The sequence below is a fragment of the Vibrio panuliri genome, from assembly GCF_009938205.1.
GTDB classification, from domain to species: domain Bacteria; phylum Pseudomonadota; class Gammaproteobacteria; order Enterobacterales; family Vibrionaceae; genus Vibrio; species Vibrio panuliri.
Window position 1 is genome coordinate 298060 of record NZ_AP019654.1, and the last position, 14475, is coordinate 312534.

Annotated in this window: 15 protein-coding genes and 1 pseudogene; 10 read left to right on the forward strand and 6 right to left on the reverse strand. The window is 45.7% G+C overall.

Annotated features, from left to right (window positions below):
• Positions 1-88 precede the first annotated feature (88 nt).
• Genes rpsM through rplQ form a run of 5 tightly spaced genes read left to right on the forward strand, consistent with a single transcriptional unit; the run spans position 89 to position 2928 of the window.
• Positions 89-445, forward strand: coding sequence for a 30S ribosomal protein S13 (rpsM, locus tag GZK95_RS01430; RefSeq protein ID WP_005597097.1), 357 nt, complete (start codon positions 89-91; stop codon positions 443-445).
• Between the two features lie 18 nt (positions 446-463).
• Positions 464-853 (forward strand): 30S ribosomal protein S11, encoded by a 390-nt coding sequence (rpsK, locus tag GZK95_RS01435; RefSeq protein ID WP_001118870.1) that lies wholly within the window; start codon positions 464-466, stop codon positions 851-853.
• A gap of 27 nt (positions 854-880) precedes the next feature.
• On the forward strand, positions 881-1501 hold the full coding sequence (rpsD, locus tag GZK95_RS01440; protein WP_021708922.1) for a 30S ribosomal protein S4: 621 nt from the start codon (positions 881-883) through the stop codon (positions 1499-1501).
• Positions 1502-1525: 24 nt separating this feature from the next.
• Positions 1526-2518: a DNA-directed RNA polymerase subunit alpha gene (locus GZK95_RS01445; RefSeq protein WP_075651020.1), complete on the forward strand. Its 993-nt coding sequence runs from the start codon at positions 1526-1528 to the stop codon at positions 2516-2518.
• Between the two features lie 26 nt (positions 2519-2544).
• Positions 2545-2928, forward strand: coding sequence for a 50S ribosomal protein L17 (gene rplQ / locus GZK95_RS01450; RefSeq protein WP_039430775.1), 384 nt, complete (start codon positions 2545-2547; stop codon positions 2926-2928).
• 79 nt (positions 2929-3007) lie between these two features.
• On the opposite strand, the gene GZK95_RS01455 is transcribed toward rplQ, so the two are convergent.
• Together GZK95_RS01455 and GZK95_RS01460 are read right to left on the reverse strand one after the other, a co-directional pair.
• Positions 3008-3490, reverse strand: coding sequence for a DUF2780 domain-containing protein (locus GZK95_RS01455; protein ID WP_075716321.1), 483 nt, complete (start codon positions 3488-3490; stop codon positions 3008-3010).
• A 95-nt stretch (positions 3491-3585) separates the two neighbouring features.
• Positions 3586-4206: an FKBP-type peptidyl-prolyl cis-trans isomerase gene (locus GZK95_RS01460; protein WP_075716322.1), complete on the reverse strand. Its 621-nt coding sequence runs from the start codon at positions 4204-4206 to the stop codon at positions 3586-3588.
• 310 nt (positions 4207-4516) lie between these two features.
• Between GZK95_RS01460 and GZK95_RS01465 the strand changes: the two genes are divergently transcribed.
• On the forward strand, positions 4517-5077 hold the full coding sequence (locus tag GZK95_RS01465; RefSeq protein ID WP_075711302.1) for a LysM-like peptidoglycan-binding domain-containing protein: 561 nt from the start codon (positions 4517-4519) through the stop codon (positions 5075-5077).
• Positions 5078-5081: 4 nt separating this feature from the next.
• On the opposite strand, the gene GZK95_RS01470 is transcribed toward GZK95_RS01465, so the two are convergent.
• From GZK95_RS01470 to cpdB, 4 genes are all read right to left on the reverse strand, one after another.
• Complete coding sequence (locus GZK95_RS01470; RefSeq protein ID WP_075716337.1) at positions 5082-5942, reverse strand: DMT family transporter; 861 nt, start codon at positions 5940-5942, stop codon at positions 5082-5084.
• Positions 5939-6397, reverse strand: a complete 459-nt coding sequence (locus GZK95_RS01475) for a GNAT family N-acetyltransferase (RefSeq protein WP_075716323.1) — start codon at positions 6395-6397, stop codon at positions 5939-5941. Before GZK95_RS01475 ends, GZK95_RS01470 begins: the two co-directional genes overlap by 4 nt.
• Before the next feature lie 78 nt (positions 6398-6475).
• Positions 6476-7039, reverse strand: coding sequence for a Crp/Fnr family transcriptional regulator (locus tag GZK95_RS01480; protein ID WP_075716324.1), 564 nt, complete (start codon positions 7037-7039; stop codon positions 6476-6478).
• A 127-nt stretch (positions 7040-7166) separates the two neighbouring features.
• Positions 7167-9128 (reverse strand): 2',3'-cyclic-nucleotide 2'-phosphodiesterase, encoded by a 1962-nt coding sequence (gene cpdB / locus GZK95_RS01485; protein WP_075716325.1) that lies wholly within the window; start codon positions 9126-9128, stop codon positions 7167-7169.
• A 261-nt stretch (positions 9129-9389) separates the two neighbouring features.
• Between cpdB and cobA the strand changes: the two genes are divergently transcribed.
• The 4 genes and pseudogenes from cobA to GZK95_RS01505 all read left to right on the forward strand — a co-directional run bounded on the left by cobA (position 9390) and on the right by GZK95_RS01505 (position 14468).
• Positions 9390-10271 (forward strand): uroporphyrinogen-III C-methyltransferase, encoded by an 882-nt coding sequence (gene cobA, locus GZK95_RS01490; RefSeq protein WP_075716326.1) that lies wholly within the window; start codon positions 9390-9392, stop codon positions 10269-10271.
• Positions 10272-10319: 48 nt separating this feature from the next.
• A pseudogene (gene cysD / locus GZK95_RS01495) lies at positions 10320-11231 on the forward strand (sulfate adenylyltransferase subunit CysD); the annotation flags it as partial.
• A gap of 18 nt (positions 11232-11249) precedes the next feature.
• Positions 11250-12677, forward strand: a complete 1428-nt coding sequence (gene cysN, locus GZK95_RS01500; RefSeq protein WP_075716327.1) for a sulfate adenylyltransferase subunit CysN — start codon at positions 11250-11252, stop codon at positions 12675-12677.
• A gap of 66 nt (positions 12678-12743) precedes the next feature.
• A complete protein-coding gene (locus GZK95_RS01505) occupies positions 12744-14468 on the forward strand; it encodes an SLC13 family permease (protein ID WP_075716328.1) in 1725 nt (574 codons plus the stop codon).
• Positions 14469-14475: the final 7 nt, after the last annotated feature.

A 14475-nucleotide genomic window follows, 5' to 3' on the forward strand; every position in this document is an offset into this window, starting at 1 on the left:
TTGCGTGCAAAAGAAGTAGTACTCCGCAGCGTATCCGAGACGGGCTTTGCTGCGGCTAATTCTTTTAAGAAACACTATGGAGTGAATAATGGCCCGTATAGCAGGCATTAACATTCCTGATCAAAAACACGCTGTGATTGCACTTACGTCAATCTACGGCATCGGTAAGACTCGCTCAAAAGCTATCCTAGCTGAAGTGGGTATTGCTGAAGATGTTAAGATCAGTGAACTATCTGATGAACAGATCGATCAACTGCGTGATGGTGTAGCTAAGTACACTGTAGAAGGTGATCTACGTCGTGAAGTATCTATGAACATCAAGCGTCTTATGGACCTTGGCTGTTACCGTGGTCTTCGTCATCGTCGCAGTCTACCACTACGTGGACAGCGTACTAAAACCAACGCTCGCACCCGTAAGGGTCCGCGTAAGCCGATCAAGAAATAATCGGGAAGGTAGAGTACAATGGCTAAACAACCAACTCGCGCGCGTAAACGCGTTCGCAAACAAGTTGCAGACGGTGTTGCGCACATCCATGCTTCTTTCAACAACACAATCGTTACCATTACTGACCGTCAAGGCAACGCTCTAGCTTGGGCTACTGCAGGTGGTTCAGGTTTCCGTGGTTCTCGTAAGTCTACTCCGTTCGCTGCACAGGTTGCTGCTGAACGTTGTGCTGAAATGGCTAAAGAGTACGGTCTTAAGAACTTGGAAGTTATGGTTAAGGGTCCTGGTCCAGGTCGTGAATCTACTGTTCGCGCACTGAACGCAGCTGGTTTCCGCATCACAAACATCGTTGATGCTACACCAATCCCTCATAACGGTTGTCGTCCACCTAAGAAACGTCGCGTATAACGTTTCTAGGACTATTGGAGAAGAATCATGGCAAGATATTTGGGTCCTAAGCTGAAGCTTAGCCGTCGTGAAGGCACTGACTTATTCCTTAAGTCTGGTGTTCGCGCGATCGATACCAAGTGTAAAATTGATAACGCACCAGGTGTACACGGCGCTCGTCGCGGTCGTCTATCTGAGTATGGCGTTCAGCTTCGTGAGAAGCAAAAAGTTCGTCGTATGTACGGCGTTCTAGAAAAACAATTCCGTAACTACTACAAAGAAGCTGCGCGCCTTAAAGGCAACACAGGTGAAAACCTGCTTCAACTTCTTGAAGGTCGTCTTGATAACGTAGTTTACCGTATGGGCTTTGGTGCAACTCGCGCTGAATCTCGTCAGCTAGTAAGCCACAAAGCTATCCTAGTTAACGGTAAAGTTGTAAACGTTCCTTCTTTCAAAGTAGCGGCAAACGACGTTGTTTCTATCCGTGAGAAAGCTAAACAGCAATCTCGCATTAAAGCGGCTCTAGAAGTTGCTGAACAACGCGAAAAACCAACTTGGATTGAAGTAGATGGCGGTAAGATGGAAGGTACATTCAAGCGTATGCCTGAGCGTTCTGATCTATCAGCTGACATCAACGAACAATTGATCGTCGAGCTTTACTCTAAGTAAGGTTTAAATTAAAGAGAGGACACAATGCAGGGTTCTGTAACAGAATTTCTTAAGCCACGTCTTGTTGACATCGAACAAATCAGCACGACACACGCAAAAGTAACTCTTGAGCCGTTAGAGCGTGGTTTTGGCCATACTCTGGGTAATGCACTTCGCCGTATTCTACTATCTTCTATGCCAGGTTGTGCTGTAACAGAAGTAGAGATTGAAGGCGTTCTACACGAATACAGCACGAAAGAAGGCGTTCAAGAAGATATTCTTGAAATCCTGCTTAACCTTAAGGGTCTTGCTGTACGCGTTGCCGAAGGCAAAGATGAAGTGTTTATTACGCTTAACAAATCAGGCTCGGGCCCTGTGGTTGCAGGTGACATCACCCATGATGGTGATGTAGAGATCGTTAACCCAGAACACGTTATTTGTCACCTAACGGATGACAACGCTGAAATCGCTATGCGTATTAAAGTTGAACGTGGTCGCGGTTATGTTCCTGCTTCTGCTCGTATCCATACTGAAGAAGATGAGCGCCCAATTGGTCGCCTACTGGTTGATGCAACATACAGTCCAGTAGACAAGATTGCTTACTCTGTTGACGCGGCTCGTGTAGAGCAACGTACTGACCTAGACAAGCTTGTAATCGATATGGAAACGAACGGTACTCTTGATCCTGAGGAAGCAATCCGTCGCGCAGCTACTATCCTAGCTGAGCAACTAGATGCGTTCGTAGATCTACGTGATGTACGTGTACCTGAGGAGAAGGAAGAGAAGCCTGAATTCGATCCGATCCTACTGCGTCCTGTAGACGATCTTGAACTAACAGTTCGCTCTGCTAACTGTCTGAAAGCAGAAGCGATTCACTACATCGGTGATCTTGTACAGCGCACTGAGGTTGAGCTACTTAAAACGCCTAACCTTGGTAAAAAATCTCTTACTGAGATTAAAGACGTACTTGCATCACGTGGTCTGTCTCTGGGCATGCGCCTAGAAAACTGGCCACCAGCGTCTATCGCTGAAGATTAATCGATACTAGTTAGAAGGATTAGGTCATGCGCCATCGTAAGAGTGGTCGTCAACTCAACCGCAACAGCTCACATCGTAAAGCGATGTTTAGCAACATGGCTAGCTCTCTAGTACGTCATGAAGTTATCAAGACTACATTGCCAAAAGCAAAAGAGCTACGTCGCGTAGTTGAGCCTTTGATTACACTAGCTAAGACTGACAGCGTTGCTAACCGTCGTCTTGCATTTGCACGTACTCGTGATAACGAAGTAGTTGCAAAACTATTCAACGAACTAGGTCCACGTTTTGCTGCTCGTCAGGGCGGTTACACTCGTATCCTAAAAGCTGGCTTCCGTGCTGGTGATAAAGCTCCAATGGCTTACATTGAGCTTGTAGATCGCCCAGCTGCTGAAGAAACTGCTGCTGAGTAATCAGGTTCGAAAGAACGGAAAAGCCGAGCATTAGCTCGGCTTTTTTGCGTCTGGAGTATATCGATTTGACTGTTAGTTGCTAACTATTTGGCAGCCAAATATTACTCAACGAACTCAGCAATCCCTCACTCGCTCCTCCGTCCCCTAAATATTGCAATATTAGCGGTGCAAACTGGCTGATCATCGATGGGTCAAGACCCACTTGGTTAAAGGCACTTTTCACAGCATCGAGGTTTTCAATGCCACCCAACAAATCTTGTGCGCCACTAAGTTGAGACATGCCTGGAATCATCGAGGTTAATTCATTGCTGTACTCGGTCGGTAGTTGATTTCCAGCGAGGGAAAGCAGTGCGCCCGCACCTGCTGTCGCTTGCTCCCCTGATATCGGTAGTTGATCACTGAGTAAGGCGGTTAGTGGTGAACTGCTTGCCGTAGAGCTCATGCTGTCACTGACCATATCGGTTAAGCCTTTAGTGAGTTGGCTATCTTTGCCTAGATCACCAAATGCTAAGGCAGAACTACTAGTGAGCATAATGAGTGAGCAAATAAGTGTTTTTTTCAAGACACGTTTCCTTCTGTATTTTTGTTGTTCTTATAGAATAGCGAAAAAAAAGCGGCGCATCTGCGCCGCTTTGTAATAATTCACTAGAGAATCAATTATAGGATGTCTAGTAGCTCAACTTCGAATACAAGAGCCGCGAATGGAGGGATCGCTGCGCCTGCGCCGCGCTCACCGTATGCTAGGTCTTGTGGGATGTATAGTTTCCACTTAGAACCAACAGGCATTAGTTGAAGAGCTTCAACCCAACCTTTAATTACGCCAGTTACTGGGAACTCAGCTGGTTGACCGCGAGATACAGAGCTGTCGAAAACAGTACCGTCAGTGAGTTCACCGTGGTAGTGAACACGTACTTGCTTGTCTGAAGTTGGGATTTCACCGTTACCTTCAGTGATGATTTCATATTGAAGACCAGACTCAAGAACAGTCACTTCTGGGCGAAGTGCATTGTCTTTTAGGAATGCTTCACCGTCAGCTGCCGCTGCTTTTGCAGCTTCTTGACGTGCTTCTTCAGCGCGACGTTGCATTTCTTGCAGCGCGTTGTTGATTTCATCGATTTCGATTGCTGGCATGTCACCAGTTAGTGCTGTTGCGATACCCGCAGCGATTGCGTCAACATTTAGACCTTCAAGACCAGCACCAGCAAGTTGCTGACCCATCTGTAGACCAATACCGTAGCTTGCTTTTTGCTCTACAGTTTCAAATTTAACTTCAGACATGGTGTCTCTCTTTTATGGGTGTATAAAGGGTTAAAGGATACCAGCATTAGCTAGAGGATGAAACGCTCGCCCATAGGCGAAGTGGTGACAATATGCAGGAGTAAGAGTCTAATCACTTTTGTTAATGATTTGAGCAATAAATCTTGCTTAGAGTTCGAGCGGTTCTTTGATTGACCAGCATCGTTTAAACGATTTTTCTGTCTAAAGTGTGAGATTTGACAGGAGCATTACTTTCAGAGACGGAATTTCCTATACTCGGTGACGCTAGGTTTTTATACTTACTACCAGAGAATTTTGGAGACGGGTTGCAATGAATCGCCGTAAGAAAAAAACACAACAAGTCGATTACATTCAATTGGCCAAGGATAAGGTTTCTGCCATTGATTGGATGAAAGCAAAGCAAGGGTTACAAAGCCGATGGGCGCAACTCCCTAAATTGCATCAACGTGCACTGATGGTTTTAGTGCCAGTTGTTTTGCTGTTGATGTTGATCCCGTTGCCGCAAAGCGAGCCAAACACTGAACAGGTTGAACCTCAGCGAGTGGCGATTTCTGTCAACACGCAGAGCTTAAGCGAACAAGGTGAGCCGAAGACACAGCCACTGCAATCAGACCAATGGCAAGAGTACACGGTCAAATCTGGCGATACACTTGCTCAAGTTTTCCGTGCTAATGATTTACCGATGGCGGATTTAAATGCGCTGGTTAAGGTAGAAGGGAGCGACAAGCCACTGAGCCATATTAAAGCGGGACAGTTAGTTAGGTTTAAAATTAAGACTGACGGGACTCTTGATATGCTGCAATTGGAGAAGTCATCGAAGTCGGTGATGTTCTTCCGTTTGTCTGATGGTGGGTTTGCTCAAAGTAAGTAGTCGCTTACGATGAGGTTGTTCGTCGCTGCTTGAGCTCTTTATAAGGAAGCAGCGGCAAGATAATCAGTAAGATCCCTAGCGTCGTGAATCGGTCAGGTATTTCGTTAAATCCCCATACTCCTATCAACACCACAAACACCAGTCCAGAGTATTCCGCTAGAGCGATTTGTCCTGCTGGTGCTTTTCTATAGGCGAGCACTGCTAAGCCGTTATAACTCAATATTAATGCCGCACTCACGGCAACTAATAATATTTGCGCGCTGTTAATCGGTTGCCAATATAGCGCTGCCAATAAGCCAGCTAAAGGTACTGTCATCACCGATGTCCAAAACAGTGTGGTGACAACAGTTTGCTCCGCGGGTAATTTGCGCGCCAGAATATTAAAGGTAGCCAAGGTGGTTGCCGTACCAAGTGCAAACCAAGCTGCCCAATGGAACTGTGATGGGCGCAGAACCATTAAAACACCAATAAATCCAATTGAAGTTGCCAGTACCTTGCTCATTGGCGGCGCTTCTCGCAATATCCATACCGAGAGTGGCAACATGATCAGCGGCGCGGCATAGAAAACCGCATTCGCAGTGGCTAAAGGTAAGTGAGTGATTGCTACCATCATGCAACCACTGCCTATCATGATCAGTAATGCGCGTATGCCAATCAATCCAGGAGCCGTAAGTGTCCGTTTATCGCTAGGCTGGCGCAGCCAAAAAGGCAGGATAATCAGAACCGAAAGTAGTTGGCGTAGAAATACGTATTGGAAAGAATGGATCTCCCCATTGAGGAGCTTAACTGCCACATCTGACAATGAGGCGGCTAGATTACCAATAACAAGCAGCAGAACCGCTAAACTCGCCGCCGACCATCTCACTGCTTGCACTCACGTTGCATGTCTATATGAGGAATACCGTCTTCTAGGTACATGGTTGAAGTTTGTTTAAAGCCATGTTGTTGGTAAAAGGCGAGTAGGTGTTGTTGCGCGCCAATTTCAATTTTCTCATCTGGCCAAAGTCGTTCGCACTCCGTGATGGCTTGGTCGAGCAGTTGATGACCCAATCCGTTTCCCCGTGCCGTTGCTAATGTCGCAACTCGCCCAATACTGACCGAGGGATAGCTAACGCCCTTGGGGAGCAAACGCGAACAAGCAACCAGTTGGTCATTTTGATACCCAAGTAAGTGATATACGCCATCAAGCGTATCTTTGTCATCTAGCTCGGGATAAGGGCAAGTTTGCTCAACGACAAAAACGTCGACGCGCAGTTTCAATAGTTGGTATAGCTCGTGATTAGTCAACTGAGCAAAAGGGACTAACATCCAATTTATCATGGTGGAGTATCATTATTAGTAAATCAAACCGCTGACAATTAACTTAGCAATTTTCGTATAAGTCAGCATTAACATTTGTTATTCAGCTGCGCGATTTTTAATTCTGCTTAAGCTTACTGGAGTAATACCTAAGTAGGCGGCAATTTGGTAGTCACTTAGCCTTTGTTCCAGATCGGCAAAGTTTTCACAGAACAGTTGGTAACGTTGCTCGGCACTGTAGAGCAGCATAAAGCGTTCCTTGTTTTCTTTATGCATGAGTTGGGTCTCAACCAGTTTTAGGTAGATAGGATGATTGTCACTTCGCCATTGCTTAAGCGTGTCAATTGGTAAACACATCAGCTCACATGGTGTTAAAGTTTCAAGTAGGAATGCAGAGGGTTGTTGCTTAATTAGGCTTTCAAAGCCAATGATCCAATCGAGCTCCCAGTAGAATTCTTTGCTGAACTCTTTGCCTTGCGCAGTTAAGTAACTGGCGTGGCATAGCCCATTGAGAACAAAATAGAAACTCTCCGCTTGCACACCTTGTTGGATAAGAATGTGGCGAGTCGGCAGCTCTAGTGGCTTGGCAAGTGAAGTGAGTTGAGTTACTTCAACATCGGAAAAGCCCTGTTCGATAAGATGGTGACGAAACTTAGCCTGCATGTGTTCTCCAAAAATAAAAAAGCCGCTATACATTGATAGCGGCTTGATATTAACACCTATGTCCTCGCAACTTGAAATTTGCTCACTGAAACGTCACGTCACTCAGGCATAGAATCAGGGCAAGATATTATTTTTGCAGTTCGATTTGGTAAATCGCAAAGCCGATATCATCAGTCGCCACTTGTTTCATTGGGTACTGACCTTTCTCTTTAACGAACTTCGCTGCTTTGTCACTTGGTGACGTTTCAAAACGAACATCCAAAGCTTTGTCTGCTTTAATTGGAGCAAACGTCCAGTTGTTGTCTGCACTTGGTGTTACTTCACCTTTCTCTTTACTTACGCGAGAGATGTAAGAAGCCACGACCGAGCGGTTTTCATCTGGAGAATCGAATGCCACATGGTCGCTACCCGTACCAGGGAACTTGTTGCTGTATGCACGGTAGTTATTGGTTGCCACGATAAACTCTTGTTTCATATCGATAGGCTTACCTTGGTAAGTCAGATTTTGAATACGAGTAGAGTCAGGGTTAACCAGCTTACAGTCACCGTCATACTTCGCTGGTTGAGTAATATCAACTTGGTAGTTTACGCCATCGATAACGTCAAAGTTGTAAGTACGGAAACCATCCCAGTTAATCAGTGATTGTGGTGCAGTGCTAGTCACGTCGATTTGGTTAAATTGACCAGCGGCACATTCAAGCCACTCTTTCACTTCGTTACCTGTCATTTTCAGTGCAACAAGTGTGTTCGGGTACAAGTAAAGGTCCGCTGCGTTACGGAAAGTTAGCTGACCAGATTCCACTTCAGTAAAGCCAGAAGGGTCATCTTTACGACCACCCGCTTTAAACGGCGCTGCTGCAGATAGCACAGGGATATCTGCTAGGTCTGGGTCACCTTGAATAAAGCGCTCAACGTAATCTTTTTGCGCAAGGTTAACGATCTGTACCGTTGGGTCATCTTGCACTAGAGCGAGGAAGCTGTACATCACATCGTTTGATTGACCGATAGGTTGGTTTACAAACTCGCGAGTACCTTTGTGATCGGCTTCTAGCGCTTTGACAATCCCTTTATCTGCTTCAACCAACGCTTTTTTGTTTACTTTGTCGTAAATTGGGCGTGCTTCAGTCTTACCTGATGTCACTTCCCACTTACCATCGTTTTGCTCAAGGACAAGGTCGATAACCCCAACGTGATCGCCCCAGCGACCAGGCATCACAGCAGCAACACCATTGATAGTGCCGTTTTGGTTGTCTACACCAGGTAGGTTATCAAACCCTTTTCCTGGGAATACTGCGTGTGAGTGACCAAATGCAATTGCATCGATTCCTTCAACTTCTGATAGGTAGTAAGTTGAGTTTTCTGCGCCAACTTTGTGTGGATCCATTGATACACCAGAGTGTGGGATCGCCACAATCACGTCAGCACCTTCCGCTTTCATTTGCGGAACAAGTTTTTCTGCCGTCTCTTTGATGTCTTTTGCGAACACTTTACCTTCTAGGTTTTTCTTATCCCAAACCATGATTTGTGGTGGTACAAAACCGATGTAACCCACTTTGATCTGGTGTTCTGCGCCATCAGCGTCAGTAAAGGTATGTGTTTTGATAATGTATGGTTTGAAGTAATGTTCGCCAGTTTTTTGATCGAACACGTTCGCACTGATGTATGGGAAATCAGCGTCGTTCAACGTTTCGGCGAGAAACTCTAAACCGTAGTTGAATTCGTGGTTACCAATGTTACCCACATCATAGTTCAGTTGGTTCATTGCTTTGTAAACCGGGTGAACTTCGCCCACTTCAATGCCTTTATCCGCCATGTAGTCACCCATTGGGCTACCTTGGATTAAGTCACCGTTATCAACTAATACGCTGTTCTCGACTTCAGCACGAGCTTGTTTCACGAGAGTAGCGGTGCGAGTTAAACCAATCTTTTGCGACGGACTGTCTTTGTAGTAGTCGTAATCCATCACGTTAGTGTGGATATCGGTGGTTTCGATGATACGTAGTTTAATCGTATCAGCCATTGCAGGGCCTGCCATGGTAAGCATGCCGCCTAGTACAGCGAGGGTTAAGGGTTTCACTGCCACTTTCATGTTATTTAGCTCCGATAGCGTTAATTTTAACGAGCGTAATGTAGCAAAATGCTATGCAACAATAATTTGGACGCATGTCAAATTGTGATATTGCTCTGTTACTAATTACTGTATTGCTTATGTATTCGCATATTTGCTGAATCTTTGTGCAACATTTGCTAGTGCCCTTAGCAGTTATTGGTATAAAAAATGAAATTTTAGAATTTCAGGTAATATGCCTAGAAGGCCATAATGGATTCATTCACATGGAAGGAATCCCAAATGGCGAGCAAGGACACGGTTTCTCAGTTTCCACTGAAACACCTACACAACAAACATCATGATACACATCGCCCTAGTTTAATGACCAAAAGTCAACTGCACGCAGGTGAGGTTGCTTTAGTTGGTGCAGGACCAGGAGACGCAGAGCTGCTCACGGTTAAAGCGTTAAGTTTTATCCAGCAAGCGGATGTCGTGCTCTATGACTATCTTGTCTCTGATGACATTTTAGCTCTTATTCCTAATCACACCATTCTGGTTTGTGTTGGCAAGCGCGCCGGACATCACAGTGTGCCGCAAGAAAAAACCAATCAATTGCTGGTCGATTTTGCCAAGCAAGGTCACAAAGTCGTGCGGATTAAGGGCGGCGATCCGTTTGTCTTTGGTCGCGGAGGTGAGGAGTTAGAAGTGTTGGCAGAGGCAGGTGTGCGCTTTCAAGTGATTCCTGGCATTACTGCTGCTGCAGGCGCGACAGCTTATGCGGGGATTCCATTGACTCACCGAGATTACGCCCAAACGGCGATGTTTATTACCGGCCATTTAAAAGCGGAAAGCGACGATATGGACTGGTCTACGCTGGCGCGTGGTAATCAAACCCTAGTTATCTATATGGGGTTGATGAAGTCAGATTATATCCAGCAGCAATTGGTTAGCCATGGGCGTAATGCCTCAACACCGATCGCGATTATTGAACGCGGTACTCAAAGTTGTCAGAAAGTATTTAAAGGCCAGCTCTCGGAGCTGGCGACGTTAGCGCAAGATGCCCAATCACCATCACTTATTGTGATCGGTGAAGTGGTGGCGCTGGCGGAGAAATTACAGTGGTTTAATCAAGATGATGTCACCACGTTAGAGAAAAAAGTCACGCAACGTCACTACGCATAAAGATTAAAGACTAGCTGAAATGCTCGTTAGAGCCGCAAAGGAAGCACCAACATGGACCAAGAACGTTTAACTCACCTTAAACAGTTAGAAGCCGAGAGCATTCACATTATTCGTGAAGTCGCGGCAGAGTTTGATAACCCGGTGATGATGTACTCAATCGGGAAAGACTCGTCGGTAATGTTGCATTTAGCAAGGAAAGCATTTTACCCAGGCAAAATCCCTTTCCCACTGTTACATGTTGATACCGACTGGAAATTTAAACAGATGATCGAGTTCCGCGATAAGACTGCGGAAAAATACGGATTTGAGCTTTTGGTTCATAAGAACCCAGAAGGTCTCGCAATGGGATGTAGTCCATTTGTCCATGGTTCGTCTAAGCACACCGATATCATGAAGACTCAGGGGCTAAAACAGGCGCTGGATAAATACGGTTTTGATGCTGCATTTGGTGGTGCGCGTCGAGATGAAGAAAAATCGAGAGCCAAAGAGCGCGTTTACTCATTCCGTGACAAAAACCATACGTGGGATCCGAAAAACCAGCGTCCTGAGTTATGGAAAACCTATAACGGTCAGATCAACAAAGGGGAAAGTATTCGTGTCTTCCCGCTATCAAACTGGACTGAGCTCGATATCTGGCAATACATCTACCTAGAAAACATCGAAATTGTACCGCTTTACCTTGCTGCTAAGCGTCCGGTGGTTGAGCGTGATGGCATGCTGATCATGGTCGATGATGATCGAATGGAGCTTCAGGCAGGTGAAGTGATTGAAGAGAAAAGCGTTCGGTTTAGAACCTTGGGTTGTTATCCATTGACTGGAGCAATTGAGTCAGAGGCGAATACGCTCACAGGGATTATCGAAGAGATGTTGGTGGCGACCTCAAGTGAGCGTCAAGGTAGAGCGATCGATCACGATCAGTCTGGATCGATGGAGCTGAAAAAGCGCCAAGGCTACTTCTAAGGATTGAGGACAAACAAGATGAACAGTGCAGTAGAAGCTCAACTCGCGGAGTTAGGGATCGAAGGATACCTAAAACAACACCAATACAAGTCATTACTTAGATTTCTGACATGTGGCTCAGTCGATGATGGCAAGAGTACGTTGATCGGCCGTTTGCTCCATGACTCAAAACAGATTTATGAAGATCAATTGGCCGCGGTGCATTCAGATAGCCAACGTGTTGGTACGACCGGAGAGCGCCCAGATTTAGCGTTGCTAGTGGATGGCCTGCAGGCTGAACGAGAGCAGGGGATCACCATTGATGTGGCGTATCGTTACTTCTCAACGCAGAAGCGTAAATTTATTATTGCCGATACACCAGGGCATGAGCAGTACACGCGCAATATGGCGACAGGGGCATCAACTTGTGATCTCGCAGTGATCTTAATTGATGCGCGCAAAGGCGTGTTGGATCAAACTCGTCGCCATTCATTTATCTCTAACTTGCTTGGTCTTAAGCATTTTGTGGTTGCGGTAAATAAGATGGATCTGGTGGACTATTCACAAGATCGTTTTGAACAAATCCGCGATGAGTACCTAGAGTTCTCAAAAAATCTTCATGGTGAAATTGATATCCAAATTATTCCCTTGTCCGCTCTTGAAGGCGATAACGTGGTTGAATCAAGTTCGAAAATGAGTTGGTTTGAAGGCAAACCGTTATTGGACATTCTTGAAAGCATCGATGTGGATCAAGAGAAAGAGGTCGGTGAGTTCCGTTTTCCTATTCAATACGTGAGTCGTCCTAATCTCGATTTTCGTGGTTTTGCTGGCACCATCGCCTCTGGCAGCGTGAATGTGGGTGATGAAGTATTGGTACTGCCTTCAGGTAAGGTTTCGAGAGTTGCACGTATCGTAACTTTTGATGGCGACCTAAACACGGCTCATTCGGGGCAAGCTGTCACACTGACCCTAGAAGATGAAATCGATATCAGTCGTGGTGATCTATTAGTACTTAAACAAGCAGACGTAGTTTCGAGTAACCATTTGCTGGCTGATGTGGTGTGGATGACGGAGCAGCCGCTGCAACCGGGTCGTGAATACGACATCAAGCTCGCCGGTAAAAAGACAGTAGGGCGCGTTGAGGCGATTCGTCATCAATACGACATCAACAATCTCTCTACCCATAGTGCAGCAGAGTTGCCATTGAACGGCATTGGTCTGTGTGAGTGGAGTCTAACCGAGTCGGTGGCTTTGGATAGCTATACCGAGTGCCAAGATACGGGGGGCTTTGTGGTGATTGACCGTCTGACTAATGTGACGGTTGGGGCTGGCCTAGTGCGTGAAAGCTTGAGCCAAATTGAGCAAAAAGCGGGTGACTTTTCTGCCTTTGAAGTGGAACTCAATGCGTTGGTTCGCAAGCATTTCCCACATTGGGGAGCCAAGGATCTTTCACAATTGTTAAAGTAGTTTGAATGCTACATGTTAGCGCTGCACTAAGAGTGGCGCTTGAGTTGGATAAAGTAAGGACGCGGTATGTGGCAACAAGGATTTGTGTTGGCTATCTTGCTTGGCATTGTGACATGCCTTGTCGCCACCCGTATTAAGCCGAGTTATATTTTTGCGGGGGCTGCGTTGATCGCGTTTCTCGCTGGGATGATCGAACTTAATGAAGTCGCGACCAACTTTACCAACTCTTCATTATTGACTTTAGTGCTGCTTATTCTCGCCTCGTGCGCACTGGAGAAGACATTACTGATTAGTTGGGTTAGTCGCAGCCTATCAACGGGACGTTTAGGTTCAGTAGTGGCGAAAATGGGCGTATCAACAGCGTTTCTATCTTCATTTACCAATAATACCGCCGTGGTCGTCTCTTTGATTGGTGCGATAAAACGCAATCAACAACATGCTCCATCTAAGCTTTTGATTCCATTGTCTTATGCTGCGATTTTAGGTGGCACTCTAACCTTGATCGGCACCTCAACCAACTTGATCATTAATAGTTTTGTTGAAGATGCAGGCCTTCCCAGTTTAGGTTTTTTTACTCCGACAATGATCGGTCTATCTGTGCTATTTGGCGGCTTATTGATCTTGATACCACTGAGCTACCTGTTACCTAACTACGATGATCAATCTCAAGATGAGTTGCCCTATTTTCTCGAAGCTCGCGTTGAGCCAGGATCGCCATTGGTTGGGCGAAGTGTAACGCAAAACAAACTAAGGGCATTGCGCAAATTGTTTTTGGCAGAAGTGATCCGTGAAGGGAAAACCATGCCATCGGTTGATCCACACTTCGTTCTTAAAGCGAATGACCGTTTGCTTTTTTGTGGCGATATCGAAAGTGTTGCGACGCTGCAAGAAATTCAAGGCTTAACGCTATTTGGTCAACATCATCTTAATGGACAAAGCTTTGTTGAAGTGGTGGTGAGTTCTTCAGCAAGCTTTTGCAATAAAACCCTTAAAACTAGCCACTTTCGTGACCGATTTGATGCGGTAGTAGTGGCGATTCGCCGAGGTCATGAGCGCTTAGAAGGTGGGCTCGGTAATATCACATTGAATGCTGGTGATACCTTAGTACTTGTCCCCGGAAAACGGTTTGAAGCAGAGCGTCGTGCGCATCGAAAAGAGTTTGTCTTGGTTAATGACCTCGATTCCAGTGCGCGTCTCGACTTGCAAAAATCCACCACGGTATTACTCGGTTTTAGTGCTGTTATTGCATTGGCATTGCTGGAGTGGGTACCGTTAATTAAAGGCTTAGCTGTTTTTCTTTTGGCTGCTCTATTTCTTGGCATTGTGCAGTTAGGTGAACTGCGTCGTCGTTTTCCGATTGATATTGTCGTGATAGTAGGCTCTGCGCTCTCTATTGCGCAGTTAATGCTCTCATCGGGTTTATCGGTCAAGCTTGGCCAGATGTTTATCGAAACCTTTAATGGTTGGGGAGTGTTTGGGGCAATAGTGGCGACTTACTTACTTACACTGATTTTGACCGAGTTAGTGACTAACAATGCCGCTGCAGCACTGGCGTTTCCGATTGGCTACAGTATGGCAATTGGCTATGGCGTCGATCCCATGCCTTTTGTTATGGCAGTACTTTTTGGTGCTAGCGCTAGTTTTATCTCTCCTTATGGCTACCAAACGAACTTATTGGTTTATAGCGTAGGCAATTACAAATTAACTGATTACGTGAGGGTTGGGATTCCAATTTCTATTGTGTACTCAGTGCTGGTATTGGCATTGATCCCAATCTTTTTCCCGTATTAAAGGACTA